The sequence below is a fragment of the Streptomyces sp. NPDC055239 genome (assembly GCF_053606205.1).
Genome location: NZ_JBSGRD010000010.1, coordinates 316869 through 336468, shown reverse-complemented (window position 1 = coordinate 336468; position 19600 = coordinate 316869). Strand labels below are relative to the sequence as shown.

General features: G+C 70.5%; 20 protein-coding genes. 4 read left to right on the top strand and 16 right to left on the bottom strand.

The annotated features are described in order from the left end of the window. Positions 1–148: 148 nt before the first annotated feature. The gene (locus ACWFRJ_RS29820; RefSeq protein ID WP_383267724.1) at positions 149–2674 is read right to left on the bottom strand and encodes an ATP-dependent Clp protease ATP-binding subunit; all 2526 of its coding nucleotides are present in this window, start codon (positions 2672–2674) and stop codon (positions 149–151) included. A gap of 441 nt (positions 2675–3115) precedes the next feature. Here ACWFRJ_RS29820 and ACWFRJ_RS29815 point away from each other — a divergent pair, with 441 nt between their 5' ends. Then, positions 3116–3709: an SCO3374 family protein gene (locus tag ACWFRJ_RS29815; protein ID WP_453537536.1), complete on the top strand. Its 594-nt coding sequence runs from the start codon at positions 3116–3118 to the stop codon at positions 3707–3709. Here the strand turns inward: ACWFRJ_RS29815 and ACWFRJ_RS29810 are convergent. From ACWFRJ_RS29810 to ACWFRJ_RS29760, 11 genes are all read right to left on the bottom strand, one after another. Then, positions 3688–4026 carry a histone-like nucleoid-structuring protein Lsr2 gene (locus tag ACWFRJ_RS29810; RefSeq protein ID WP_453537533.1) on the bottom strand — a complete coding sequence of 113 codons (339 nt, stop codon included), beginning with the start codon at positions 4024–4026 and terminating at the stop codon, positions 3688–3690. The genes ACWFRJ_RS29815 and ACWFRJ_RS29810 overlap by 22 nt on opposite strands. A 223-nt stretch (positions 4027–4249) precedes the next feature. Next, positions 4250–4783 (bottom strand): amino-acid N-acetyltransferase, encoded by a 534-nt coding sequence (locus ACWFRJ_RS29805; RefSeq protein ID WP_453537530.1) that lies wholly within the window; start codon positions 4781–4783, stop codon positions 4250–4252. 9 nt (positions 4784–4792) lie between these two features. Continuing rightward, positions 4793–5248, bottom strand: coding sequence for a BlaI/MecI/CopY family transcriptional regulator (locus ACWFRJ_RS29800; RefSeq protein WP_453537674.1), 456 nt, complete (start codon positions 5246–5248; stop codon positions 4793–4795). A 227-nt stretch (positions 5249–5475) separates the two neighbouring features. Beyond that, positions 5476–5646: a hypothetical protein gene (locus ACWFRJ_RS29795; protein ID WP_383267737.1), complete on the bottom strand. Its 171-nt coding sequence runs from the start codon at positions 5644–5646 to the stop codon at positions 5476–5478. 13 nt (positions 5647–5659) lie between these two features. Then, positions 5660–6310 (bottom strand): hypothetical protein, encoded by a 651-nt coding sequence (locus tag ACWFRJ_RS29790; RefSeq protein WP_453537526.1) that lies wholly within the window; start codon positions 6308–6310, stop codon positions 5660–5662. Between the two features lie 93 nt (positions 6311–6403). Next, positions 6404–6826, bottom strand: a complete 423-nt coding sequence (locus tag ACWFRJ_RS29785; RefSeq protein ID WP_453537523.1) for a hypothetical protein — start codon at positions 6824–6826, stop codon at positions 6404–6406. Positions 6827–6964: 138 nt separating this feature from the next. Continuing rightward, positions 6965–7771: a type III pantothenate kinase gene (locus tag ACWFRJ_RS29780; RefSeq protein WP_453537520.1), complete on the bottom strand. Its 807-nt coding sequence runs from the start codon at positions 7769–7771 to the stop codon at positions 6965–6967. A 7-nt stretch (positions 7772–7778) separates the two neighbouring features. After that, the gene (gene nadC / locus ACWFRJ_RS29775) at positions 7779–8762 is read right to left on the bottom strand and encodes a carboxylating nicotinate-nucleotide diphosphorylase (RefSeq protein WP_453537517.1); all 984 of its coding nucleotides are present in this window, start codon (positions 8760–8762) and stop codon (positions 7779–7781) included. Between the two features lie 2 nt (positions 8763–8764). After that, complete coding sequence (locus ACWFRJ_RS29770; protein WP_453537514.1) at positions 8765–10504, bottom strand: L-aspartate oxidase; 1740 nt, start codon at positions 10502–10504, stop codon at positions 8765–8767. Next, entirely contained in the window at positions 10501–11502 is a 1002-nt protein-coding gene (gene panC, locus ACWFRJ_RS29765; protein WP_453537511.1) for a pantoate--beta-alanine ligase, read from the bottom strand. Before panC ends, ACWFRJ_RS29770 begins: the two co-directional genes overlap by 4 nt. Beyond that, positions 11499–12434: a Rossmann-like and DUF2520 domain-containing protein gene (locus ACWFRJ_RS29760; protein ID WP_453537508.1), complete on the bottom strand. Its 936-nt coding sequence runs from the start codon at positions 12432–12434 to the stop codon at positions 11499–11501. Before ACWFRJ_RS29760 ends, panC begins: the two co-directional genes overlap by 4 nt. 147 nt (positions 12435–12581) lie before the next feature. Between ACWFRJ_RS29760 and ACWFRJ_RS29755 the strand changes: the two genes are divergently transcribed. After that, on the top strand, positions 12582–13778 hold the full coding sequence (locus tag ACWFRJ_RS29755) for a threonine aldolase family protein (RefSeq protein ID WP_453537505.1): 1197 nt from the start codon (positions 12582–12584) through the stop codon (positions 13776–13778). Here ACWFRJ_RS29755 and ACWFRJ_RS29750 read toward each other — a convergent pair. After that, positions 13735–13980, bottom strand: a complete 246-nt coding sequence (locus tag ACWFRJ_RS29750) for a hypothetical protein (protein WP_453537502.1) — start codon at positions 13978–13980, stop codon at positions 13735–13737. The two genes, ACWFRJ_RS29755 and ACWFRJ_RS29750, sit on opposite strands and share 44 nt — an antisense overlap. Positions 13981–14197: 217 nt before the next feature. Here ACWFRJ_RS29750 and ACWFRJ_RS29745 point away from each other — a divergent pair, with 217 nt between their 5' ends. After that, positions 14198–15310, top strand: a complete 1113-nt coding sequence (locus ACWFRJ_RS29745; RefSeq protein WP_453537671.1) for a DUF5937 family protein — start codon at positions 14198–14200, stop codon at positions 15308–15310. 21 nt (positions 15311–15331) lie between these two features. On the opposite strand, the gene ACWFRJ_RS29740 is transcribed toward ACWFRJ_RS29745, so the two are convergent. Both ACWFRJ_RS29740 and ACWFRJ_RS29735 read right to left on the bottom strand, forming a co-directional pair. Next, a complete protein-coding gene (locus ACWFRJ_RS29740) occupies positions 15332–16006 on the bottom strand; it encodes a response regulator (RefSeq protein ID WP_453537499.1) in 675 nt (224 codons plus the stop codon). A gap of 110 nt (positions 16007–16116) precedes the next feature. Further along, entirely contained in the window at positions 16117–17319 is a 1203-nt protein-coding gene (locus ACWFRJ_RS29735; protein WP_453537496.1) for a sensor histidine kinase, read from the bottom strand. A gap of 161 nt (positions 17320–17480) precedes the next feature. Between ACWFRJ_RS29735 and ACWFRJ_RS29730 the strand changes: the two genes are divergently transcribed. Next, positions 17481–18467, top strand: a complete 987-nt coding sequence (locus ACWFRJ_RS29730) for an SAM-dependent methyltransferase (RefSeq protein ID WP_453537668.1) — start codon at positions 17481–17483, stop codon at positions 18465–18467. Here ACWFRJ_RS29730 and ACWFRJ_RS29725 read toward each other — a convergent pair. Next, positions 18432–19583, bottom strand: a complete 1152-nt coding sequence (locus ACWFRJ_RS29725; RefSeq protein WP_453537493.1) for an NADH-quinone oxidoreductase subunit D — start codon at positions 19581–19583, stop codon at positions 18432–18434. The genes ACWFRJ_RS29730 and ACWFRJ_RS29725 overlap by 36 nt on opposite strands. Between the last annotated feature and the right edge of the window lie 17 nt (positions 19584–19600).

Sequence of the window (19600 nt, the reverse complement as noted above, 5' to 3'; positions counted from 1 at the left end):
CCCAAAGGGGCGCGGGGAACTGCGCGACCATCCACGAAGCCCCCGCAGTCGAAATCGAAGCCAGATCAAACGCAAAAAGGGGCTGCCCCGGACCGAAACGGTCCGGGGCAGCCCCTGCAAGCCTGTACTGCGGCTGTAAGCCGGAGGCTTACGCCTCCTTGCTCAGGTTCGGCCCGGCGCCACCAGCCGCCTGCTCGATCGGCGGGACATCCGGAAGCGCCGCCTTCTCCTCGCCGCGGAAGGTGAACTTGGCTTCTTCGCCCTCACCCTCCGTGCCGACGACCACGATGTGGCCGGGGCGGAGCTCGCCGAAGAGGATCTTCTCCGACAGGATGTCCTCGACCTCGCGCTGGATCGTCCGGCGCAGCGGCCGGGCGCCCATGACGGGGTCGTAACCCTTCTTGGCCAGGAGCTTCTTCGCGTCACCGCTGAGCTCGATGCCCATGTCGCGGTCCTTGAGACGCTCGTCCACCTTGGCGATCATGAGGTCGACGATCTGGATGATGTCTTCCTCGGTGAGCTGGTGGAAGACCACCGTGTCGTCGACACGGTTCAGGAACTCCGGGCGGAAGTGCTGCTTCAGCTCGTCGTTGACCTTGGTCTTCATGCGCTCGTAGTTCGTCTTGACGTCACCCGCGGCGGCAAATCCGAGGTTGAAGCCCTTGGAGATGTCACGCGTGCCGAGGTTGGTCGTCATGATGATGACCGTGTTCTTGAAGTCCACGACCCGGCCCTGGGAGTCGGTCAGGCGACCGTCTTCCAGGATCTGCAACAGCGAGTTGAAGATATCCGGGTGGGCCTTCTCGACCTCGTCGAAGAGCACGACCGAGAACGGCTTGCGGCGGACCTTCTCCGTCAGCTGACCGCCCTCTTCGTAACCGACATATCCGGGCGGCGAACCGAAGAGTCGCGAGACCGTGTGCTTCTCGCTGAACTCCGACATGTCGAGGGAGATCAGGGCGTCCTCGTCACCGAAGAGGAATTCGGCGAGCGTCTTGGAAAGCTCCGTCTTACCGACACCGGACGGACCGGCGAAGATGAACGAACCACCGGGACGCTTCGGGTCCTTCAGACCCGCACGCGTACGACGAATCGCCTGCGAAAGCGCCTTGATGGCGTCCTTCTGGCCGATGACCCGCTTGTGGAGCTCGTCCTCCATGCGCAGCAGGCGCGAGGACTCCTCCTCGGTCAGCTTGAAGACCGGAATGCCCGTCGCCGTGGCGAGGACCTCGGCGATGAGCTCGCCGTCGACCTCGGCGACGACGTCCATGTCGCCGGCCTTCCATTCCTTCTCGCGCTTGGCCTTCGCCGCGAGCAGCTGCTTCTCCTTGTCGCGGAGAGAGGCCGCCTTCTCGAAGTCCTGGGAGTCGATGGCCGACTCCTTGTCGCGACGCACGCCCGCGATCTTCTCGTCGAACTCGCGGAGGTCCGGCGGCGCGGTCATCCGGCGGATGCGCATCCGGGAACCGGCCTCGTCGATCAGGTCGATCGCCTTGTCCGGCAGGAAGCGGTCCGAGATGTACCGGTCGGCCAGGGTGGCGGCCTGCACCAGCGCCTCGTCCGTGATGGAGACCCGGTGGTGGGCCTCGTAACGGTCGCGCAGACCCTTGAGGATCTCGATGGTGTGCGGCAGGGACGGCTCCGCGACCTGGATGGGCTGGAAGCGGCGCTCGAGGGCCGCGTCCTTCTCCAGGTGCTTGCGGTACTCGTCGAGCGTCGTGGCACCGATGGTCTGCAGCTCGCCTCGCGCCAGCATCGGCTTGAGGATGCTCGCGGCGTCGATCGCGCCCTCGGCGGCGCCGGCACCCACCAGGGTGTGGAGCTCGTCGATGAACAGGATGATGTCGCCGCGGGTGCGGATCTCCTTGAGGACCTTCTTCAGGCGCTCCTCGAAGTCACCGCGGTAGCGCGAACCGGCGACCAGCGCGCCGAGGTCAAGCGTGTAGAGGTGCTTGTCCTTCAGCGTCTCGGGGACCTCGCCCTTGACGATGGCCTGCGCGAGGCCCTCGACGACGGCGGTCTTGCCGACGCCGGGCTCGCCGATGAGCACGGGGTTGTTCTTCGTACGGCGGGACAGCACCTGCATGACCCGCTCGATCTCCTTCTCGCGCCCGATGACCGGGTCGAGCTTGGATTCACGAGCGGCCTGGGTGAGGTTCCGGCCGAACTGGTCGAGCACCAGGGACGTGGAGGGCGTGCCCTCCGCAGGACCGCCTGCCGTGGCGGTCTCCTTGCCCTGGTAACCGGAGAGCAGCTGGATGACCTGCTGCCGCACCCGGTTGAGATCGGCGCCCAGCTTCACGAGGACCTGGGCTGCGACGCCCTCGCCCTCGCGGATCAGGCCGAGCAGGATGTGCTCCGTGCCGATGTAGTTGTGGCCCAGCTGAAGGGCCTCGCGGAGCGAAAGCTCCAGCACCTTCTTGGCACGGGGGGTGAAGGGGATGTGCCCGGACGGGGCCTGCTGGCCCTGACCGATGATCTCCTCCACCTGCTGGCGGACCGCCTCGAGCGAAATCCCGAGGCTCTCCAGGGCCTTAGCGGCGACACCCTCGCCCTCGTGGATCAAGCCCAGGAGGATGTGCTCGGTGCCGATGTAGTTGTGGTTGAGCATCCGGGCTTCTTCCTGAGCCAGGACGACAACCCGCCGCGCGCGGTCGGTGAACCTCTCGAACATCGTTAATCGCTCCTCAGAGCGGTCAGGCAGTAAGGGGGCTGTCCCCTCCCTGTCCTTCCGCAGCTTAGTCCCGCAAGCGGGGACCGCTCATTCCAACTGCCGACACCCGGCCGAGAACAAGAGGTGCCTCCTGACCCCGAACGCCGACAACTGCTCCAACCCGATGGTGCGAGACGATGTTCCCGCAGGCCAAGCACTTACCCTCACCTCAGCTACGCCGATGGCGAACGTGAGACGGCCTCGCGCGTGTGTCGCCCCTCCCCACTAGGGATGTCTTACCCGCAAGGACTGACACTCCATGCGGCGCGCGCCGGTTCCCTCCGCTACGGGCGAACACCCTTGCGCCGCCGAACATGTCCGTACGCCTCTTTTCCGGACACCGCGTGCGTTCGCGGCGACACTCTGCGTAACCCGAAGCCCCTCCGGCCGGTTGCTCCGGACATGGCCATCACCGTTCCCCAGCCTCGTGAACCGGTCGAGCAGAGCGACCCGGTCCGGCAGTGGTACGCGAACGAGCTCGGCTGGGCGACGGCCGAGCGCCGCCCCGGGCTTCCGGTGCAGCTCCTGACGGGGCTCCGCTTCGATGTACTGCAACTGCCCGCCGAAGCCGGTTTCGCCGCCCTGCGGCATGTCGGGCCGAAGGCTCCGGTGGCTCTGCGGGGTGATTCGATGCGGCTCTTCGTGGCCGCGGGGAGCGCCGAGGAACTGCCGGGGCTCCTGGAGTGGCTCGAATGGGGCGACATCGCGCTGGATCTCACGGCCATCGGAGCGGACGGTCTCATCGACGCGCCCACGCCTCCGGGGTGGTCCGGCACGCAGGGGGCCGCCGTATGGCTGCGACCCCCGGAGCCCGGGTGCGAGGTGGAGCCGACGCTGCCGGCACTGCCTTCCCTGTCCTGCGTGGGGGGTGGCGCGGTGTCCCACAGCGATCCCGCCGTGGGCTCCGGTCTCGTACGACTTGTGGACACGGCGGCAACGCACTGCCACCGGGTCCGGTTGAGACGAACCCGTCGTCAGCCGTTGGCCTTCTCGTAGGCCTCGCGAATGGAAGCGGGGACGCGGCCGCGGTCGTTGACCTCGAAGCCGTTCTCCTTCGCCCAGGCGCGGATCGCCGCGGTGTCCTGACCGCCGCTCGTGGCAGAGGCGCGGGCTTTGGCGCGCCCGGCCGAACCACGGCCACCGGTACGACGACCACCCTTGAGGTACGGCTCAAGAAGACCGCGGAGCTTGTCCGCGTTCGACGTGGTGAGGTCGATCTCGTAAGACTTGCCGTCCAGCGCAAACGTCACGGTCTCGTCTGCCTCGCCACCGTCGAGGTCATCGACAAGAAGGACCTGAACCTTCTGTGCCACCGGATTTCCTTTCATCGATAACTTCGGGCCGGATCGAACGGCGTGAGCCGCTGAATCGCCGCCCCCTGTTATATGCAGTACTGCAGTACGTCGGAAAGCAAACCGCTTTTGCTGGGAAAACACAAACCCCCGGGAGAGACCGGTGACCACGGGAACCCAGGAAACATGCGCGTTTCGGACATAGGGAACCCGGGCAGCGGACAGCCCGGAATACCGGCGACGATCACAGATGCAGAAGCATCCGACTGTTGCCCAAGGTGTTCGGTTTCACTCGTTCGAGGCCGAGGAACTCCGCGACACCCTCGTCTTTGGAACGCAGCAGCTCGCTGTAGACATCTCCGTCGACAGGTGTCTCACCGATCTCCACGAACCCGTGCTTCGCGAAGAAGTCGACTTCGAAGGTGAGACAGAAAACCCGCCGGACTCCGAGCCAACGAGCGGTCTGCAGCAACTTCCCCAACACCTGATGACCCACTCCGGCGCCCTTGACGTCGGGGTTCACCGCGAGAGTGCGTACTTCCGCGAGGTCTTCCCACATCACATGCAGGGCACCACAGCCGACGACGTCGGCGTTGTCGTCGCGTTCCGCCACCCAGAACTCCTGGATGGACTCGTAAAGGGCGACCGTCGCTTTGTCGAGCAGGATCCCCTGGCGTGTGTAGGAGTCGAGGAGGTTGCGCACGACCGGCACATCGGCTGTGCGCGCCCGGCGTACGGAGACTGCTTTAGCGCTGAGTTCAGGGGGTTCTGCTGGCATGAGCGGACGCTATCGCTCTGCTTCGGACTCAGCCGCGCCGGGGTTCTCCGGGGCTTGGCCGACGGCGCCTTCGGAGATCGGGACTTGAGAGAGGGGTGCTTGAGCGGCCGGGCCGATGATGCGCATCGCGTCACTGAGTGCCTCGCGCTGTTCCGCCGACATCATCCCGAAGAAGGCGACGAGAGCGGCGGCGGGGTTGTCGCTCCGCGACCATGCTTCGTTCATCAGTGCGGCGGCGTAGGCGGCCCGAGTGGAGACCGCCTCATATCTATAGGCGCGGCCTTCCGCTTCACGGCGCACCCAGCCCTTCTGATGAAGATTGTCCAAAACGGTCATGACAGTGGTGTACGCGATGGACCGTTCCTGCTGAAGGTCTTCCAGGACTTCTCGAACGGTCACGGGGCGGTTCCACTTCCACACCCGTGTCATGACTGAGTCTTCGAGTTCTCCCAAGGGGCGAGGCACACCAGAACAATAGTGGGAGATGTCACTAATCCCATGACGGACGTGGCGGAGGGGCCATTTCCCCAACAAAAAGGGCGTACGACTCGGAATGTGAGCGAGTCGCACGCCAAGAGTGTGCGGGCGGTGACCTCGGGTCACCGGGAACGCCTGGAATCGGGCCTGGTCAGGCCTTGAGCGGGACTGTTCAGACCTTGGGCGGGACCGTTCAGGCCTTGGTCAGGCCTTGGTCAGGCCTTGGGCGTCTGCTGGGCGCCTTCGGCGCGGGCGAGCACGGCGTCGACGGCCGCGTCCTCCTTGGCCTTGTTGGCGCCGCCCTGGGTCTTCACGATCGTCACGATGAGACCGCCGAAGAACACGGCCATCACTACGGGGGGCAGGAGCGCGGAGACGTATTCCATGCCCCCAGAGTAGCTAGCCCGCGGCGAGCTGGTGCGGCGGGTCCGTCGGTCTGCGCTTGGGCGGGAAGACCTCGGCCGGGGTCGGCACGGGGCGGGGCGGCTCGGGACTGGCCGGCTTCGTCGGCGGGGCGCTCGGCGTACCCGGCTTGGGCGCCGCCCGCTCGTCGCGCTCGCTCAGGCCGCCGGGGAGGGCGAGCAGGCGCGTGCGTGAGGCGGGGACGAGGGGGCGGGGCGCAGGGGCGGACGCGGCGGACGTATGGGACCGGCCCGCGAGGCGGGCGCGTACGGCCCGTTCGGCGACGGTCCGGCAGCGTTCGAGGAGGGCGGCGGCGACCGGGTTGCCGCGCAGGGCGCGCAGCGCGGCGAGGTCGTCGGGGCCCGGCTGGTAGCCGGAGGCGAGGACGTCCTCCAGGAGTGCGAGGTAGCCGGTCGCGGTGCCGGGCAGGGCCGCCCGGTAGCGGGCGAGGTCGGCAAGGAGGAAGGCGCGGAGCCTGGCGCCCTCGCTGACCGCTTCGTCGACGGCGTCGGCGAGGCGGTGGCAGTCCTGGACGTCTCGGTCGGAGGCGGGTCTTGGATGCAGGGCGAGGGCCAGAGCGCGGCGGAGCACACGCAGCTCCTCCGTACCGAAGGCCATGCCGCCGCGAGATCCATATGGCGTGGGCATGAGCCGAAGATACGTGTTAAACGGACAAAATCCTCTTAACGCCAATATGTGGCGTGGCTACGGGTTGCGTGGACGGCTTGCGTGGCTACCGGTTCACTCCGAGCGGCGGCGGATCATCGCGAAGACGACCGCGCCGACTCCGAGGGCCCCGGCCGCGGCGGCTGTGATCCAGGGGAGCACGCCGGCGCCGGTGTCCGCGATGATGCCGTCAGGGCCGTCGGCGGGGTCGTCCCGGGCGTCGGACGACGTCTTTGAGGTGGCCGACGTGGAGGGGACGGCGGACGGGGACACCGTCGCGGTCGCACCGCCGGTGGAGTCGTCCACCGCGTACGTCACCGCGTGCGTCACCGCGTCCGTCACGGTCCGCGTCACCGCGTACGTCGCTGTGTGCGCCGCACGACCGCCCTCGAACCCGCCGTCGAAACCGCTGACCGCGCTCGCCGCCGTGGCCGGTCCGGCGAGCCCGGCCAGCACCCCGGCCGCCGCTGTCGCGACCAGTCGTCCCCTACGCCCCATTATCTCCACGCCCGCTCGAACCCGCCCAAGTCCCGTCCCTGCGCAGACCCTTGTATGGGGCGCAGGGTCGTGCGCGCAAGTCGCGCTTATGAGCCGCCAGTTATGAGCCGACGGCCCCCGGGACCGCGACCGGAGCGCTCAACTCCGGGCGATGTTGCGCTCGTAGACCAGGCGCAGGCCGATGAGCGTCAGCCACGGCTCGTGCTCGTCGATGACCGACGCCTCGCCGAGGACCATGGGCGCGAGGCCGCCGGTCGCGATGACCGTGACGTCGTCGGGGTCGCCGCCCGGGCCCGCAAGTTCGCGGGCCATGCGCTGTACGACGCCGTCGACCTGGCCCGCGAAGCCGTACAGGATGCCCGACTGCATGGCCTCCACGGTGTTCTTGCCGATGACGCTGCGCGGCCGGGCAAGCTCGATCTTGCGGAGCTGGGCGCCCCGCACACCGAGTGCCTCGACGGAGATCTCGATGCCGGGGGCGATGACGCCGCCGGTGTACTCCCCGCGCGCGGAGACTGCGTCGAACGTCGTCGCCGTGCCGAAGTCGACGACGACGGCCGGGCCTCCGTAGAGCTCGACCGCCGCGACCGCGTTGATGATGCGGTCGGCGCCGACCTCCTTGGGGTTGTCCATGAGGATCGGGACGCCGGTCTTGATGCCGGGCTCCACGAGGACGGCGGGCACGTCTCCGTAGTAGCGGCGGGTGACCTCGCGCAGTTCGTGCAGGACGGAGGGGACCGTCGAGCAGATGGCGATGCCGTCGATCCCGTCGCCCAGCTCCTCTCCGAGGAGCGGGTGCATGCCCATCAGGCCGTTGAGGAGTACGGCGAGTTCGTCCGCGGTGCGGCGGGCATCGGTGGAGATGCGCCAGTGCTCGACGATGTCTTCGCCGTCGAAGAGGCCGAGGACGGTGTGGGTGTTTCCGACGTCGATGGTCAGCAGCATGTCGTCGTCACTCCGCCGCGCGCAGGTCGAGGCCGATGTCCAGGATCGGCGAGGAGTGGGTGAGGGCGCCCACCGCGAGGAAGTCGACGCCCGTGTCCGCGTACGCGCGGGCGTTCTCCAGGGTGAGGCGGCCCGAGGACTCCAGGATCGCGCGGCCCGCCACGAGGGCGACGGCCTCCTCGGTCTCGCCCGGCGTGAAGTTGTCCAGGAGGATCAGGTCGGCGCCCGCGTCCACGACCTCGCGCAGCTGGTGGAGGGTGTCGACCTCGACCTCCACGGCGAGGTCGGGGAAGGCCTCGCGCACGGCCTTGAAGGCCTGCTGCACGCCTCCCGCGGCCACCACGTGGTTGTCCTTGACCAGGGCCGCGTCGGAGAGCGACATGCGGTGGTTCACGCCGCCGCCCATGCGCACCGCGTACTTCTCCAGGGCGCGAAGACCGGCCGTCGTCTTGCGGGTGTCGCGGACCTTGGCGTTCGTGCCCTCCAGTGCGTCGGCCCACGCGCGCGTGGCCGTCGCCACGCCGGAGAGGCGGCACAGGAGGTTGAGCGCGGTGCGCTCGGCGGTGAGCAGGTCGCGGGTGCGGGTGGTGACGCTGAGCAGCCTGGCGCCCGCCTCCACGCGGTCGCCGTCCTCCACGTGCCGCTCGACCTCGAAGGTGTCCGTGCAGACGAGGGAGATGACGGCTTCGGCGATGCGCAGGCCCGCGACCGTGCCGCCCTCGCGCGCGGTGAAGTCGCCGGTGGCGACGGCCTCTTCGGGGATCGTGGCGACGGAGGTGACGTCCACGCCGCCGTCCAGGTCCTCCTCGATCGCCATGTGCGCGATGTCCTCGACCTGTACGGGGTCGAGCCCCGCGTCGGTCAGGAGCTGCGCGAGGGCGGGGTCGAGGCCGCACTCCAGGGGGTCGTACGCGTCGTCCGAGCCGCAGCCGCAGGCATCGCCGCAGCCGCCGCCCGTGGGGGCGAGAGGGAGGTCGTCGGGGGTGCTCACGGTCACTTCTCCTGAAGGCTGGCGGTCGGGGGGAAGTCTGCGGTTTCGGTCGTGTGCGCGGCCAGGGTCCTGTCCGCGTTCAGGCGTACGACGATGTGGCGCCGCCATGCCTCGTCGTCGCGGTCGGGGTGGTCCTCGCGCCAGTGGCAGCCCCGGGTCTCCTCGCGGCGCTGCGCGGCGGCCACCAGGACGCGGGCCACGCACAGGAGGTTGGTGGTCTCCCAGGTGTCGACGCCGGGCTCGGCGGTCTTGCCGTCATCGGCGAGCGCCCCTGCCGCCTCGGCGTGGATGCGGGCGAGGCGGGCCGCGGCGTCGGAGAGGGAGTCGGCGGACCTGAGCACTCCGGCGCCGTCGGTCATCACGCGCTGGATGGCGAAACGGGCCTCGGGGGGCAGCAGGGGGTGCGCCGGGGTGTCGGGGTGGGGCACCGGTGCGGGCGGGGGCACGGGGACGGGCACGGCCGCGTAGAGAGGCGGGAGGGCCTTCTCCGCGTGCCGCGCCGCGATGTCCGCCGCGATGCGCTCGGCGTAGACCAGGCCTTCCAGGAGGGAGTTGGAGGCGAGGCGGTTGGCGCCGTGGACGCCGGTGCAGGCGACCTCGCCGCAGGCGTACAGGCCAGGGACCGTGGTGCGGCCGTGCGGGTCGGTGCGGACGCCGCCGGAGGCGTAGTGCGCGGCCGGGGCGACGGGGACGGGCTCGGTCACCGGGTCGATGCCGTGGGCGCGGCAGGCGGCGAGGATCGTCGGGAAGCGGTTCTCCCACATGTCGGCGCCGAAGTGCCTGGCGTCCAGGTACATGTGCTCGGCGCCCTTCTCCTGCATGCGCCGCGTGATGCCCTTGGCGACGATGTCCCGGGGCGCGAGCTCCGCGAGTTCGTGCTGGCCCACCATGAAGCGCACGCCGTCCGCGTCCACGAGGTGCGCTCCCTCGCCGCGCACCGCTTCGGAGACCAGCGGCTGCTGGCCCTCCGCGTCGGCGCCCAGGAAGAGCACGGTGGGGTGGAACTGCACGAACTCCAGGTCGCTGACCTCGGCGCCTGCGCGCAGGGCGAGCGCGACGCCGTCGCCCGTCGACACGGAGGGGTTCGTGGTCGCCGAGAAGACCTGGCCCATGCCGCCGGTGGCGAGGACGACCGCGGGGGCGTGGACCGCGCCCACGCCGTCGTGCTGGCCCTCTCCCATGACGTGCAGGGAGACACCGGCCGTGCGTCCTTCGGCGTCCGTCAACAGGTCGAGGACCAGGGCGTTCTCGACCGTCGGTATGCCACGCGCGCGTACCGCTTCGACCAGGGCGCGGGAGATCTCCGCGCCGGTCGCGTCGCCGCCCGCGTGCGCGATGCGGCGCCGGTGGTGGCCGCCCTCGCGGGCCAGCTCGATGTCGCCTTCGGGTCCTGTGTCGAAGTGGGCGCCGGTCTCGATGAGGCGGCGTACGGCGTCGGGGCCCTCGGTGACCAGGGTGCGCACGGCCTCCTCGTCGCAGAGACCGGCGCCCGCCACGAGGGTGTCGTCCAGGTGCTGTTCGGGGGTGTCGCCCTCGCCGAGCGCCGCGGCGACGCCGCCCTGGGCCCAGCGCGTGGAGCCGTCGTCCAGGCTGGCCTTGGTGACCACGACGGTCTTCAGGCCCGCCGCCGAGCAGCGCAGGGCCGTGGTCAGTCCGGCCACTCCGGAGCCGACGACGACGATGTCGGCGGCCAGGGACCAGCCGGGGGCGGGGGCGTGCAGACGTATTCCGGTAGCACTCATGCGGTGGCTCCGAACGTGAGCGGAATGTTGTCGATCAGACGGGTCGCGCCGACCTTGGCGGCAACGGCGAGGACCGCCTCACCGATGTGGCCCGGCTGTACGTCCGTGAAGTCGGCCGGGTCGACAAGCGCCAGGTAGTCGAGCTCCAGCGGGGGTCGGCGGCGGGCCGCCTCGTCCAGGACCTGCCGGGCGGCGGCGCGGACGGCTGCGGGGCCGCCGGGCACGGCCGGCGTGACGGACTGGGCGAGGGCGTGGGTGTCGGCCGCGGCGCGGGACTCCCCCAGGGCGTTCAGGGCGTCGGCGCGCGCGTGCGTGACGGGGGCGAGCGCCGCCCGCGCGTGGAGGGCCTCCTGCGCGGCGTGCCGGTCGCGGCCCGCGAAGAGGGCACCGGAGAGCGCGAGTGCGGTGCGCCGCTCGGCCGGGGAGAGATAGCGGTTGCGGCTGGAGAGTGCCAGGCCGTCGTCCTCGCGCACGGTGGGTACGCCGACGATCTCGACGCCGAAGTTCAGGTCCGCCGCCATGCGGCGGATGAGGGCGAGCTGCTGGGCGTCCTTCTGGCCGAAAAGCGCCGCGTCGGGGCGTGTGAGGTGCAGCAGCTTGGCGACGACCGTGAGCATGCCGTCGAAGTGCCCGGGGCGCGCGGCTCCTTCGAGGAGTGTGCCCATGGGGCCCGCGCTGATCCGGACCTGCGGTTCGCCGCCCGGGTAGACCTCGTCGACGGACGGGGCGAACACGAAGTCCGCGCCCTCCTGTTCGGCGATCTTGACGTCGGCGTCCAGCGTGCGGGGGTAACGGTCGAGGTCCTCTCCCGCGCCGAACTGGAGGGGGTTCACGAAGACCGTGACGACGACTTCGCCGTCTTCGCCCGCTATGCGGCGTGCGGTGCGGATCAGCGTGGCGTGGCCCTCGTGCAGGGCTCCCATGGTCATGACGACGACCCGGCGGCCCACGCGCGTGCGTGTGCGCAGTGGTTCGGCGGTGTGCACCAGGCTGGTCATCGCGTCCCTCCCCCGGCGCCGCTCCCGCCCCCGCCGTCGGCCAGGACCCCCAGGAGGTCCTCGGCGAGCTCGGGCTTGAGCAGTCCGTGGGCGAGCGCCCGGTCGGCGGTCGCGCGGGCCATCGCCAGATATCCGGCGACGGTCTGCGGCGCGTGCTTGCGCAGCTCGGCGACGTGCGCGGCGACGGTGCCCGCGTCCCCGCGCGCGACGGGCCCGGTGAGGGCGGCGTCGCCGGACCGCAGCGCGTTGTCCAGGGCGGCTCCGAGCAGCGGGCCGAGCATCCGGTCGGGGGCCTGGACGCCCGCGTCCTTGAGCAGGTCCATGGACTCGGCGACCAGCGTGACCAGGTGGTTCGCGCCGAGCGCGAGCGCCGCGTGGTAGAGCGGACGGGACTCCTCGGCGATCCACTCGGGCTCGCCGCCCATCTCGATGACAAGGGCCTCTGCGGCGAGGCGCAGTTCCTCGGGAGCGGTGACGCCGAAGGAGCAGCCCGCCAGGCGCTGCACGTCTACGGGGGTGCCGGTGAACGTCATGGCGGGGTGCAGGGCGAGCGGCAGGGCGCCTGCTCGCAGCGCGGGCTCGAGCACCTTGGTGCCGTACCGCCCCGAGGTGTGCACCATGAGCTGGCCGGGGCGGACCGCTTCGGTCTCGACGAGGCCTTCCACGAGGCTCGGCAGGGCGTCGTCCGGCACGGTCAGAAGGACCAGGTCGGCGCGCTCCAGGACCTGGGCGGGCGTGACGAGGGGAACGTCGGGCAGCAGGAGCGCCGCGCGTCTCACGGACGCCTCGGAGACTCCTGACACGGCGACCGGGCGGTGCCCGGCGAGCTGGAGTGCCGCGGCGAGCGCGGGGCCGACACGGCCCGCTCCCACGACGCCCACCGTGAGCCTCGCGGGGCGGTCCCGCGGGTCTGGCTGATGAGGTGCGTTCACGTGATGACGCCTTCCCGTTCCAGTCCGCTCGGGGTACCGGACGATTTCTCGTCATGCTAACGCGATTGGTCCGCGCCGCGTCCTGCGCTGTCCACAGGCTGTGGGTATTGATATGACCGGCGGCCGGTCGCACGGCATGCTCGGGGGATGACGTCACACGACGAAGCACCGGGGCCGGAGCAGCAGGCGGACGGCGACGGAGCCGAGGTGAGCGCGGAGGACCTGCTGGCCGCCCGCCGCCGGGCCGCGGGATTCGGTGCCGACCGGACCCTGCACCGCTGGTCCGCGCACCTCCCGCTCGCCACACGGCTCTCGGCACTCGCGGAAGCGGCCTCGGAGGTAGTGGGTCCTGACGAGCCCGTCGACATCTACGGCAACGCCGTCGTCGGGCGCCTGGAGGACGAGGTCGCGCGGCTGCTCGGCAAGGAGGCCGCCGCGTTCTTCCCGACCGGCACGATGGCCCAGCAGGTCGCCCTGCGCTGCTGGGCGGGCCGCACGGGCGACGCGACCGTCGCCCTGCATCCGAGGGCCCACCCCGAGGTCCACGAAAGGGGCGCCCTGTACGCGGTGAGCGGCTTGCGCACGGTGCATCCGACGAGAGAGCCGCGGCTGCCGACGGCCGAGGAAGTGCGTGACTTCGAAGAGCCCTTCGGGACGCTGATGCTCGAACTGCCCCTCCGGGAGGCCGGTTTCGTCCTGCCGTCCTGGGAGGAGCTCGAAGAGGTCGTGGCGGCGGCCCGCGAACGCGACGCCGTGGTGCACTTCGACGGTGCGCGCCTGTGGGAGTGCACGCCGCACTTCGGCCGCTCCCTCGCGGAGATCGCCGGGCTCGCGGACACCGTGTACGTGTCGTTCTACAAGTCCCTGGACGGCCTGAGCGGCGCGGCGCTGGCGGGCCCGCGCACCCTGATCGACGAGGCGAAGACCTGGCGGCACCGTTACGGCGGCCTGGTCTTCCAGCAGTACCCGGCCGCCGTCGCCGCCCTGCTCGGCCTGCGGAACACGCTGCCGCGCCTGCCGGATTACGTCGCCCACGCGCGCGTGGTCGCCGACGCGCTGCGCGAAGGGTTCGCGGCCGCCGGGGTGCCCTGGTCGCGCGTGCACCCCGAGCAGCCGCACATCCATCAGTTCCAGGTCTGGCTGCCCTACGACGCCGAGGTCCTGACCGAGGCGGCGCTCGGGCAGGCGGAGGAGACCAAGACCCATCTGTTCAGCCGCTGGTTCCCCGACGGTCCGCCCGGCCTCTCGGTCACGGAGGTCACCGTGACCGGGGCGGGCCTGGAGTGGACGCCCGACGACGTCAATGATGCGGTCGCGGAGTTCGTGCGGCGGATCCCCGGCTGAGCCCGGCGCGGGCGACGAAGCCGGCCAGGGCGGCGCGGAACCGACCGTGGGCGGGGCGTTCCTCGACGACGGCACGGAAGCGTCCGTATTCGCGCACCTCACGGACGACCTGCCAGTCCTGCTGACCGGGAGCGGGCGGGGTGCGTTCGTCGTGCTGGGCGGCGCGGTAGCTGTCGAGCAGGTACTGCTGCGTGATGCTCATGACGGGTTCGCCTCTCAAGACAAAGGTTACTTATCAGGCACTCATGAGCCGACGGGAAACAGAGTCGGCGCAGGAGTGGGTTGCGGTGGGCCGCTGTGAATGCCGGCCCGGTCACCACAGACTGCGCCCGCCACCGAGCCGCCGTCGCGCCGATTGACACCGGGCGTCAATCGGCGGCCGAGATGTCAGTGGCGCGGTGCACGATGGGTCCATGAGCGTGCACATCGAGATCGCGGGCCTGCCGCAGGAGCGGATCTTCTTCGACCCTTCGCCCCTGGCCGAGCTGGGCGTCGCCCTGCACGCGCTGGCCGAGCCGGGACACCATCCGGGTCTGCACGGCTGGGCCACGGCGACCACCGCCTGCCTCAAGCCGGACCTCGCCGACCGACTGTGCGAGGCCGACTTCCTGTGGCGGAACTCGTTCTCGGACGTCTTCATGCCGTTCGCGGGCCTCGCGGACGGCGACGGCAGGCCGGGGGCGACACTCGCCGAGGAGCTGGACCTCCTCGACCTTCTGGACGACGACCGATTCGTCATGGCGGCCCTGGAGTTCACCTGCGGCACGACGTACGACGAAGGCGGTCCTTCGCCGCTCTCCGACCCCGTCAGGGGCGCCCGCGCCCTGGAGATCGCCGCCACGCGCGGCACCCGGCAGCTGAACTTCGCCGAGCGGCTCCTGACCGACCCGCACGCCGTCCGGGCCTGGCTGCGCCGCCTCCTGGAGGACTGCGACGAGGCGTTCTTCGCCGACACCTGGCGGCGGGTGCGCGTCCAACTGGCCGCCGACGCCCGTCACAAGACCGAGATACTGCGCCGCAAGGGCCTCGCCGAGGTGCTCACCTCAGTGTCGGCGGCGCTCTCCGTGGACGCGGACGGGCGCCGCATCACCGCGGACAAACTGGTGCCGGGCACCACGACGGCCCTGGACCACACCCTGGGTGCGGGGCTCACGTTCGTGCCCTCGCACTTCGCCTGGCCGCACCTGATGGTCCTGCACGCCCCGGGCTGGCGCCCGGTGATCCATTACCCCGTGTCCGCCCCCGACCTGGCCAGGCCCACCTCCGTGGAGACCCTGGAGCGGCGGCTGACGGCCCTCGCGCACCCCGTGCGCCTGCAGCTGTGCCGCAACATGGCCCGCGCGCCCTTCAGCACCGGCGAGCTGGCCCACGCCACCGGGCTCACGGCGCCGGAGGTCTCCCGGCACCTCACGCTTCTGAAGAAGGCGGGCCTGGTCACCACGACGCGGCGCGGCCGGTACGTGATGCACCAGCTGGACGTCACCGTGGTGGCCCGCCTCGGCAGCGACTTCCTGGAGGGCATCCTGCGCTGACCCCGCGGCTTCGGAAAGCCGTCAGGCCGCCCCGCCGCCCGCCCGCACCAGACCCGTCTCGTACGCGAGGACCACCACCTGCACCCGGTCCCGAAGGCCGAGCTTGGTCAGGATGCGCCCCACGTGGGTCTTCACCGTGGCCTCCGACAGGACGAGCCGCGCCGCGATCTCCCCGTTCGAAAGCCCCTGGGCGACCAGGATCATGACCTCGCGCTCGCGGCCCGTGAGCCGCTCGAGCTCCTTGTGCTGCGGCTGCCCGCCCGCGTTCGGCAGCATCGGCGCGAAACGGTCGAGGAGGCGCCGGGTGGTGGACGGCGCGACCACCGCGTCACCGCTGTGCACGGAGCGGATCGCGGCGAGCAGCTCCCCCGGAGGCACGTCCTTCAGCATGAAGCCGGAGGCGCCCGCCTTCAGCCCCGAGAAGGCGTACTCGTCGAGGTCGAAGGTCGTCAGGATGAGGACCTTCGGCGGGTTCTCGTCCTGGCAGATGCGCCGGGTCGTCTCCACGCCGTCCAGTTTCGGCATGCGTACGTCCATGAGCACCACGTCGACCTCGGTCGTCCGCAGCACCTGAAGCGCCTCGACCCCGTCGCCCGCCTCCGCGACGACCTCCATGTCGGGCTGTGCGGCGAGCACCATGCGGAACCCTGTGCGCAACAGCGCCTGGTCGTCGACGAGCATGACGCGGATCGACATCAAAGGCCCTCTCCTGAATGTGTTCTGGCCGTGTTCATGAGCGAATTCATGGTTCACGAGCGAATCGGTGTGGCCACGAGCCTAGGGCGTGGACGAATCGGTGACAGGTGTCAATTTGCGGGCTTGAGCGGGAGCAGCGCAGAGATGCGGAAGCCGCCGCCCGGGCGCGGGCCCGCGTCAAGCGTGCCGCCGACCATGCCGACGCGTTCCCGCATGCCGATCAGGCCGTGCCCGCTGCCGTCGGCACCGCCGTCCTCGTACAGCTCGTGCGGCGCGCCCTTGCCGTCGTCCTCGACGAGCAGCCCCAGGCCGTCGTCGAAGTAGACGAGGCGCACGCTCGCGCCGGTGTTCTCGCCGCCGTGCTTGCGGGTGTTGGTGAGCGCCTCCTGCACGATGCGGTACGCCGTGAGCTCCACGCCGCTGGGCAGCGGGCGCGGGGTGCCCTCGACCTTGAAGTCGACCGGGAGCCCTGCCGTGCGCACCTGCTCGATGAGCTCGTCGAGCTGCTCGACGTCGGGCTGCGGAACGTACTCACCGCCCTCCTCGTGCTCGCCGGTGCGCAGCACGCCGAGCAGCCTGCGCATCTCGGCGAGCGCCTGGCGCCCGGTGCCCGAGATGGTCTCGAGGGCCTGCTTGGCCTGCTCGGGGGCCGCGTCGAGGACGTACGCGGCGCCGTCGGCCTGGACGACCATCACCGAGACGTTGTGCGCGACCACGTCGTGCAGCTCGCGGGCGATCCTGGCCCGCTCGGCCGCCACCGCGACCTTGGACTGCGCGGCCCGCTCCTTCTCCAGGCGGTCGGCGCGCTCCTCGAGCTGGGCGAAGTAGGCGCGACGGGTGCGGATGGAGTCGCCGAGCACCCAGGCGAGGGCGAAGGGCACCATCTGGAAGACCGTGTAAAGGACGTTGGCGAAGCCGCTTATGCTCTCCTCCGGCCAGCGCATCGACGAAAGCGGAGCCGCGCACAGACCGCCGATCAGGGCGAACCGCGAGGCCCACTTGGCGCCGTCGACCGACGCCGTATAGATGATCACCAGCATCGCGAAGTCGGCGGGCATCGTTCTGATGTCGAAGATCAGCTGGACGACGCCGAGGACGACGGCGAGCAGCAGCATCTTCTCGGTGCACTTGCGGCGCAGCGCCACCACGACGGACATGCCGACGGTGACGACGGCGGCCACGACCGCCTGGTCATAGCCTGTCACCTCGCCGCTGGAGACCAGACTGATGCCGGAGATCCCGAGCAGGACGACGGCCCAGAAGCCATCGACCCCGGTCGGGTGTCTGCGGAGGAAGTCATAGACGCGTTGCACGTCACCCAGCGTAGGCAGCGGTATGGCCCTCCGGGGTCAACCGGAGGGCCGATCCGTATCGCTCGCATGTACTCCCCAAGGTGGAGGCCGCTTAGCCTTCTCGCGTGACGAACGAGGTCCGGGGCGAACGGAAAGACGCGCGGCGTGGCTGGCAGGAGGCCATGGAGGCCGCCCTCTACGGGCCTGACGGCTTCTATCTGCGCCCCGAAGGACCCGCGGGGCACTTCCGTACGTCGGTGCACGCGTCGGCGCTCTTCGCGGGCGCGCTGGCCCGGCTGCTGTGCCGCGTGGACGAGGCGCTCGGTCACCCGGAAGAGCTGGCCTTCGTCGATCTTGGCGCGGGCCGAGGTGAGTTGACCGCGGGCGTCCTCGCCGCACTGCCGGCCGACGTGACGGCACGCGCGCGTGCCTTCGCGGTCGAGCGTGCCGAACGCCCGGAGGGGCTCGATCCGCGCATCGAGTGGTGCGGCCGGGCGCCGGACGGCGTCACGGGCCTGCTCTTCGCCAACGAGTGGCTGGACAACGTCCCTCTGGACGTCGTCGAGGTGGCGCCGGACGGTGTCGTCCGCCGTGTCCTCGTACGCGACGACGGCACCGAATCGCTGGGCGGCCCCGTCGAAGGGCCGGACGCCGAGTGGCTCGCGCGCTGGTGGCCGCTCGCCCCGGAGCCGGGCCTGCGCGCGGAGATCGGCCGTCCACGGGACGAGGCGTGGGCGAGCGCGTCGGCGACGCTTGCGCGCGGTCTGGCGGTCGCGGTCGACTACGCGCACGACCGCGCGGGACGGCCGCCCTTCGGCACCCTGACCGGTTTCCGCGCGGGCCGCGAGACGTCGCCCGTGCCGGACGGCACGTGCGACATCACGGCCCATGTGGCACTGGACGCGTGCGCGCTGCCCGGAGCGGCCCGGCTGACCCAGCGTGCGGCCCTGCACGCCCTTGGGGTGAGCGGTGGCCGACCGCCCCTCTCCTTGGCCTCCAGTGATCCGGTGGCGTACGTACAGGCCCTCACGCGCGCGGGAGAGGCTGCCGAGCTGACCGCTCCGGGCGGGCTCGGCGACTTCGGATGGCTGACCCAGCCGATGGGGTCCAGCGAACCGCTACTTGCCGATGTCCTACTTGTCGATGTCGCCGACCACGAAGAACAGTGACCCCAGGATCGCCACCATGTCGGCGACCAGCTGTCCTGGCAGCAGTTCGGCGAGTGCCTGGATGTTGTTGAACGACGCCGAGCGGAGCTTGAGGCGGTACGGGGTCTTCTCGCCCTTGGAGACCAGGTAGTAGCCGTTGATGCCGAGGGGATTCTCGGTCCACGCGTACGTGTGGCCCTCGGGGGCCTTGAGCACCTTCGGGAGGCGCTGGTTGATCGGCCCCTGCGGCAGCTCGGCGAGCCGCTCCAGGCAGGCGTCGGCGAGGTCGAGGGCGTTGTGGGTCTGCTCCAGGAGCACCTCGAAGCGGGACAGGCAGTCGCCCTCCTGCCGCGTGACGACCTTCAGGGTGTCCTGGAGCTCCCCGTACGCGAGGTAGGGCTCGTCACGGCGCAGGTCGAAGTCGACTCCGGAGGCGCGGGCGATGGGACCGCTGACTCCGTAGGCGTGCACGGCCTCCGGGGAGAGCACTCCGACGCCGCGCGTACGGCCGCGGAAGATCTCGTTGCCGAGGACCAGCTTGTCGTAGACATCCATCCGGGAGCGGACCGACGCGACAGCGCCGCGCGCGCGTGTGGCCCATCCGGCGGGCAGGTCCTCCTTGAGGCCGCCCACCCGGTTGAACATGTAGTGCATGCGGCCGCCGGAGATCTCCTCCATCACGTTCTGGAGCTCCTCGCGCTCCCGGAACGCGTGGAACACCGGGGTGATCCCGCCCAGTTCGAGGGGATACGAACCGAGGAACATCAGGTGGTTGAGGACGCGGTTCAGCTCGGCGAGGAGCGTGCGCATCCAGACGGCGCGCTCGGGCACCTCCATGCCGAGCATCCGCTCCACGGCAAGGACGACACCGAGTTCGTTCGAGAACGCGGAAAGCCAGTCGTGCCGGTTGGCGAGCACCACGATCTGCCGGTAGTCACGCGCCTCGAAGAGCTTCTCGGCGCCGCGGTGCATATAGCCGATGACCGGCTCCGCCTGCTCGATCCGCTCGCCGTCGAGGACGAGCCGCAGGCGCAGCACGCCGTGCGTGGACGGGTGCTGCGGGCCGATGTTGAGCACCATGTCGGTGCTCTCCGCGGCGCCGCCGATGCCGAGCGTGGTCTCCGTCGTGGGGCTCATGCGCGCATTCTCTCGTA

What these genes read in the sequence shown, in the direction of transcription:
- ACWFRJ_RS29805 (WP_453537530.1), bottom strand. Translation starts at nt 4,783, where the DNA reads ATGCCAGCAGAACCCCCTGAACTCAGCGCTAAAGCAGTCTCCGTACGC.
- ACWFRJ_RS29780 (WP_453537520.1), bottom strand. Translation starts at nt 7,771, where the DNA reads ATGCTGCTGACCATCGACGTCGGAAACACCCACACCGTCCTCGGCCTC.
- ACWFRJ_RS29725 (WP_453537493.1), bottom strand. Translation starts at nt 19,583, where the DNA reads ATGAGCCCCACGACGGAGACCACGCTCGGCATCGGCGGCGCCGCGGAG.
- ACWFRJ_RS29815 (WP_453537536.1), top strand. Translation starts at nt 3,116, where the DNA reads ATGGCCATCACCGTTCCCCAGCCTCGTGAACCGGTCGAGCAGAGCGAC.
- panC (WP_453537511.1), bottom strand. Translation starts at nt 11,502, where the DNA reads ATGACCAGCCTGGTGCACACCGCCGAACCACTGCGCACACGCACGCGC.
- ACWFRJ_RS29795 (WP_383267737.1), bottom strand. Translation starts at nt 5,646, where the DNA reads ATGGAATACGTCTCCGCGCTCCTGCCCCCCGTAGTGATGGCCGTGTTC.
- ACWFRJ_RS29740 (WP_453537499.1), bottom strand. Translation starts at nt 16,006, where the DNA reads ATGTCGATCCGCGTCATGCTCGTCGACGACCAGGCGCTGTTGCGCACA.
- ACWFRJ_RS29755 (WP_453537505.1), top strand. Translation starts at nt 12,582, where the DNA reads ATGACGTCACACGACGAAGCACCGGGGCCGGAGCAGCAGGCGGACGGC.
- ACWFRJ_RS29785 (WP_453537523.1), bottom strand. Translation starts at nt 6,826, where the DNA reads ATGGGGCGTAGGGGACGACTGGTCGCGACAGCGGCGGCCGGGGTGCTG.
- ACWFRJ_RS29730 (WP_453537668.1), top strand. Translation starts at nt 17,481, where the DNA reads ATGGAGGCCGCCCTCTACGGGCCTGACGGCTTCTATCTGCGCCCCGAA.
- ACWFRJ_RS29750 (WP_453537502.1), bottom strand. Translation starts at nt 13,980, where the DNA reads ATGAGCATCACGCAGCAGTACCTGCTCGACAGCTACCGCGCCGCCCAG.
- ACWFRJ_RS29820 (WP_383267724.1), bottom strand. Translation starts at nt 2,674, where the DNA reads ATGTTCGAGAGGTTCACCGACCGCGCGCGGCGGGTTGTCGTCCTGGCT.
- ACWFRJ_RS29790 (WP_453537526.1), bottom strand. Translation starts at nt 6,310, where the DNA reads ATGCCCACGCCATATGGATCTCGCGGCGGCATGGCCTTCGGTACGGAG.
- ACWFRJ_RS29770 (WP_453537514.1), bottom strand. Translation starts at nt 10,504, where the DNA reads ATGAGTGCTACCGGAATACGTCTGCACGCCCCCGCCCCCGGCTGGTCC.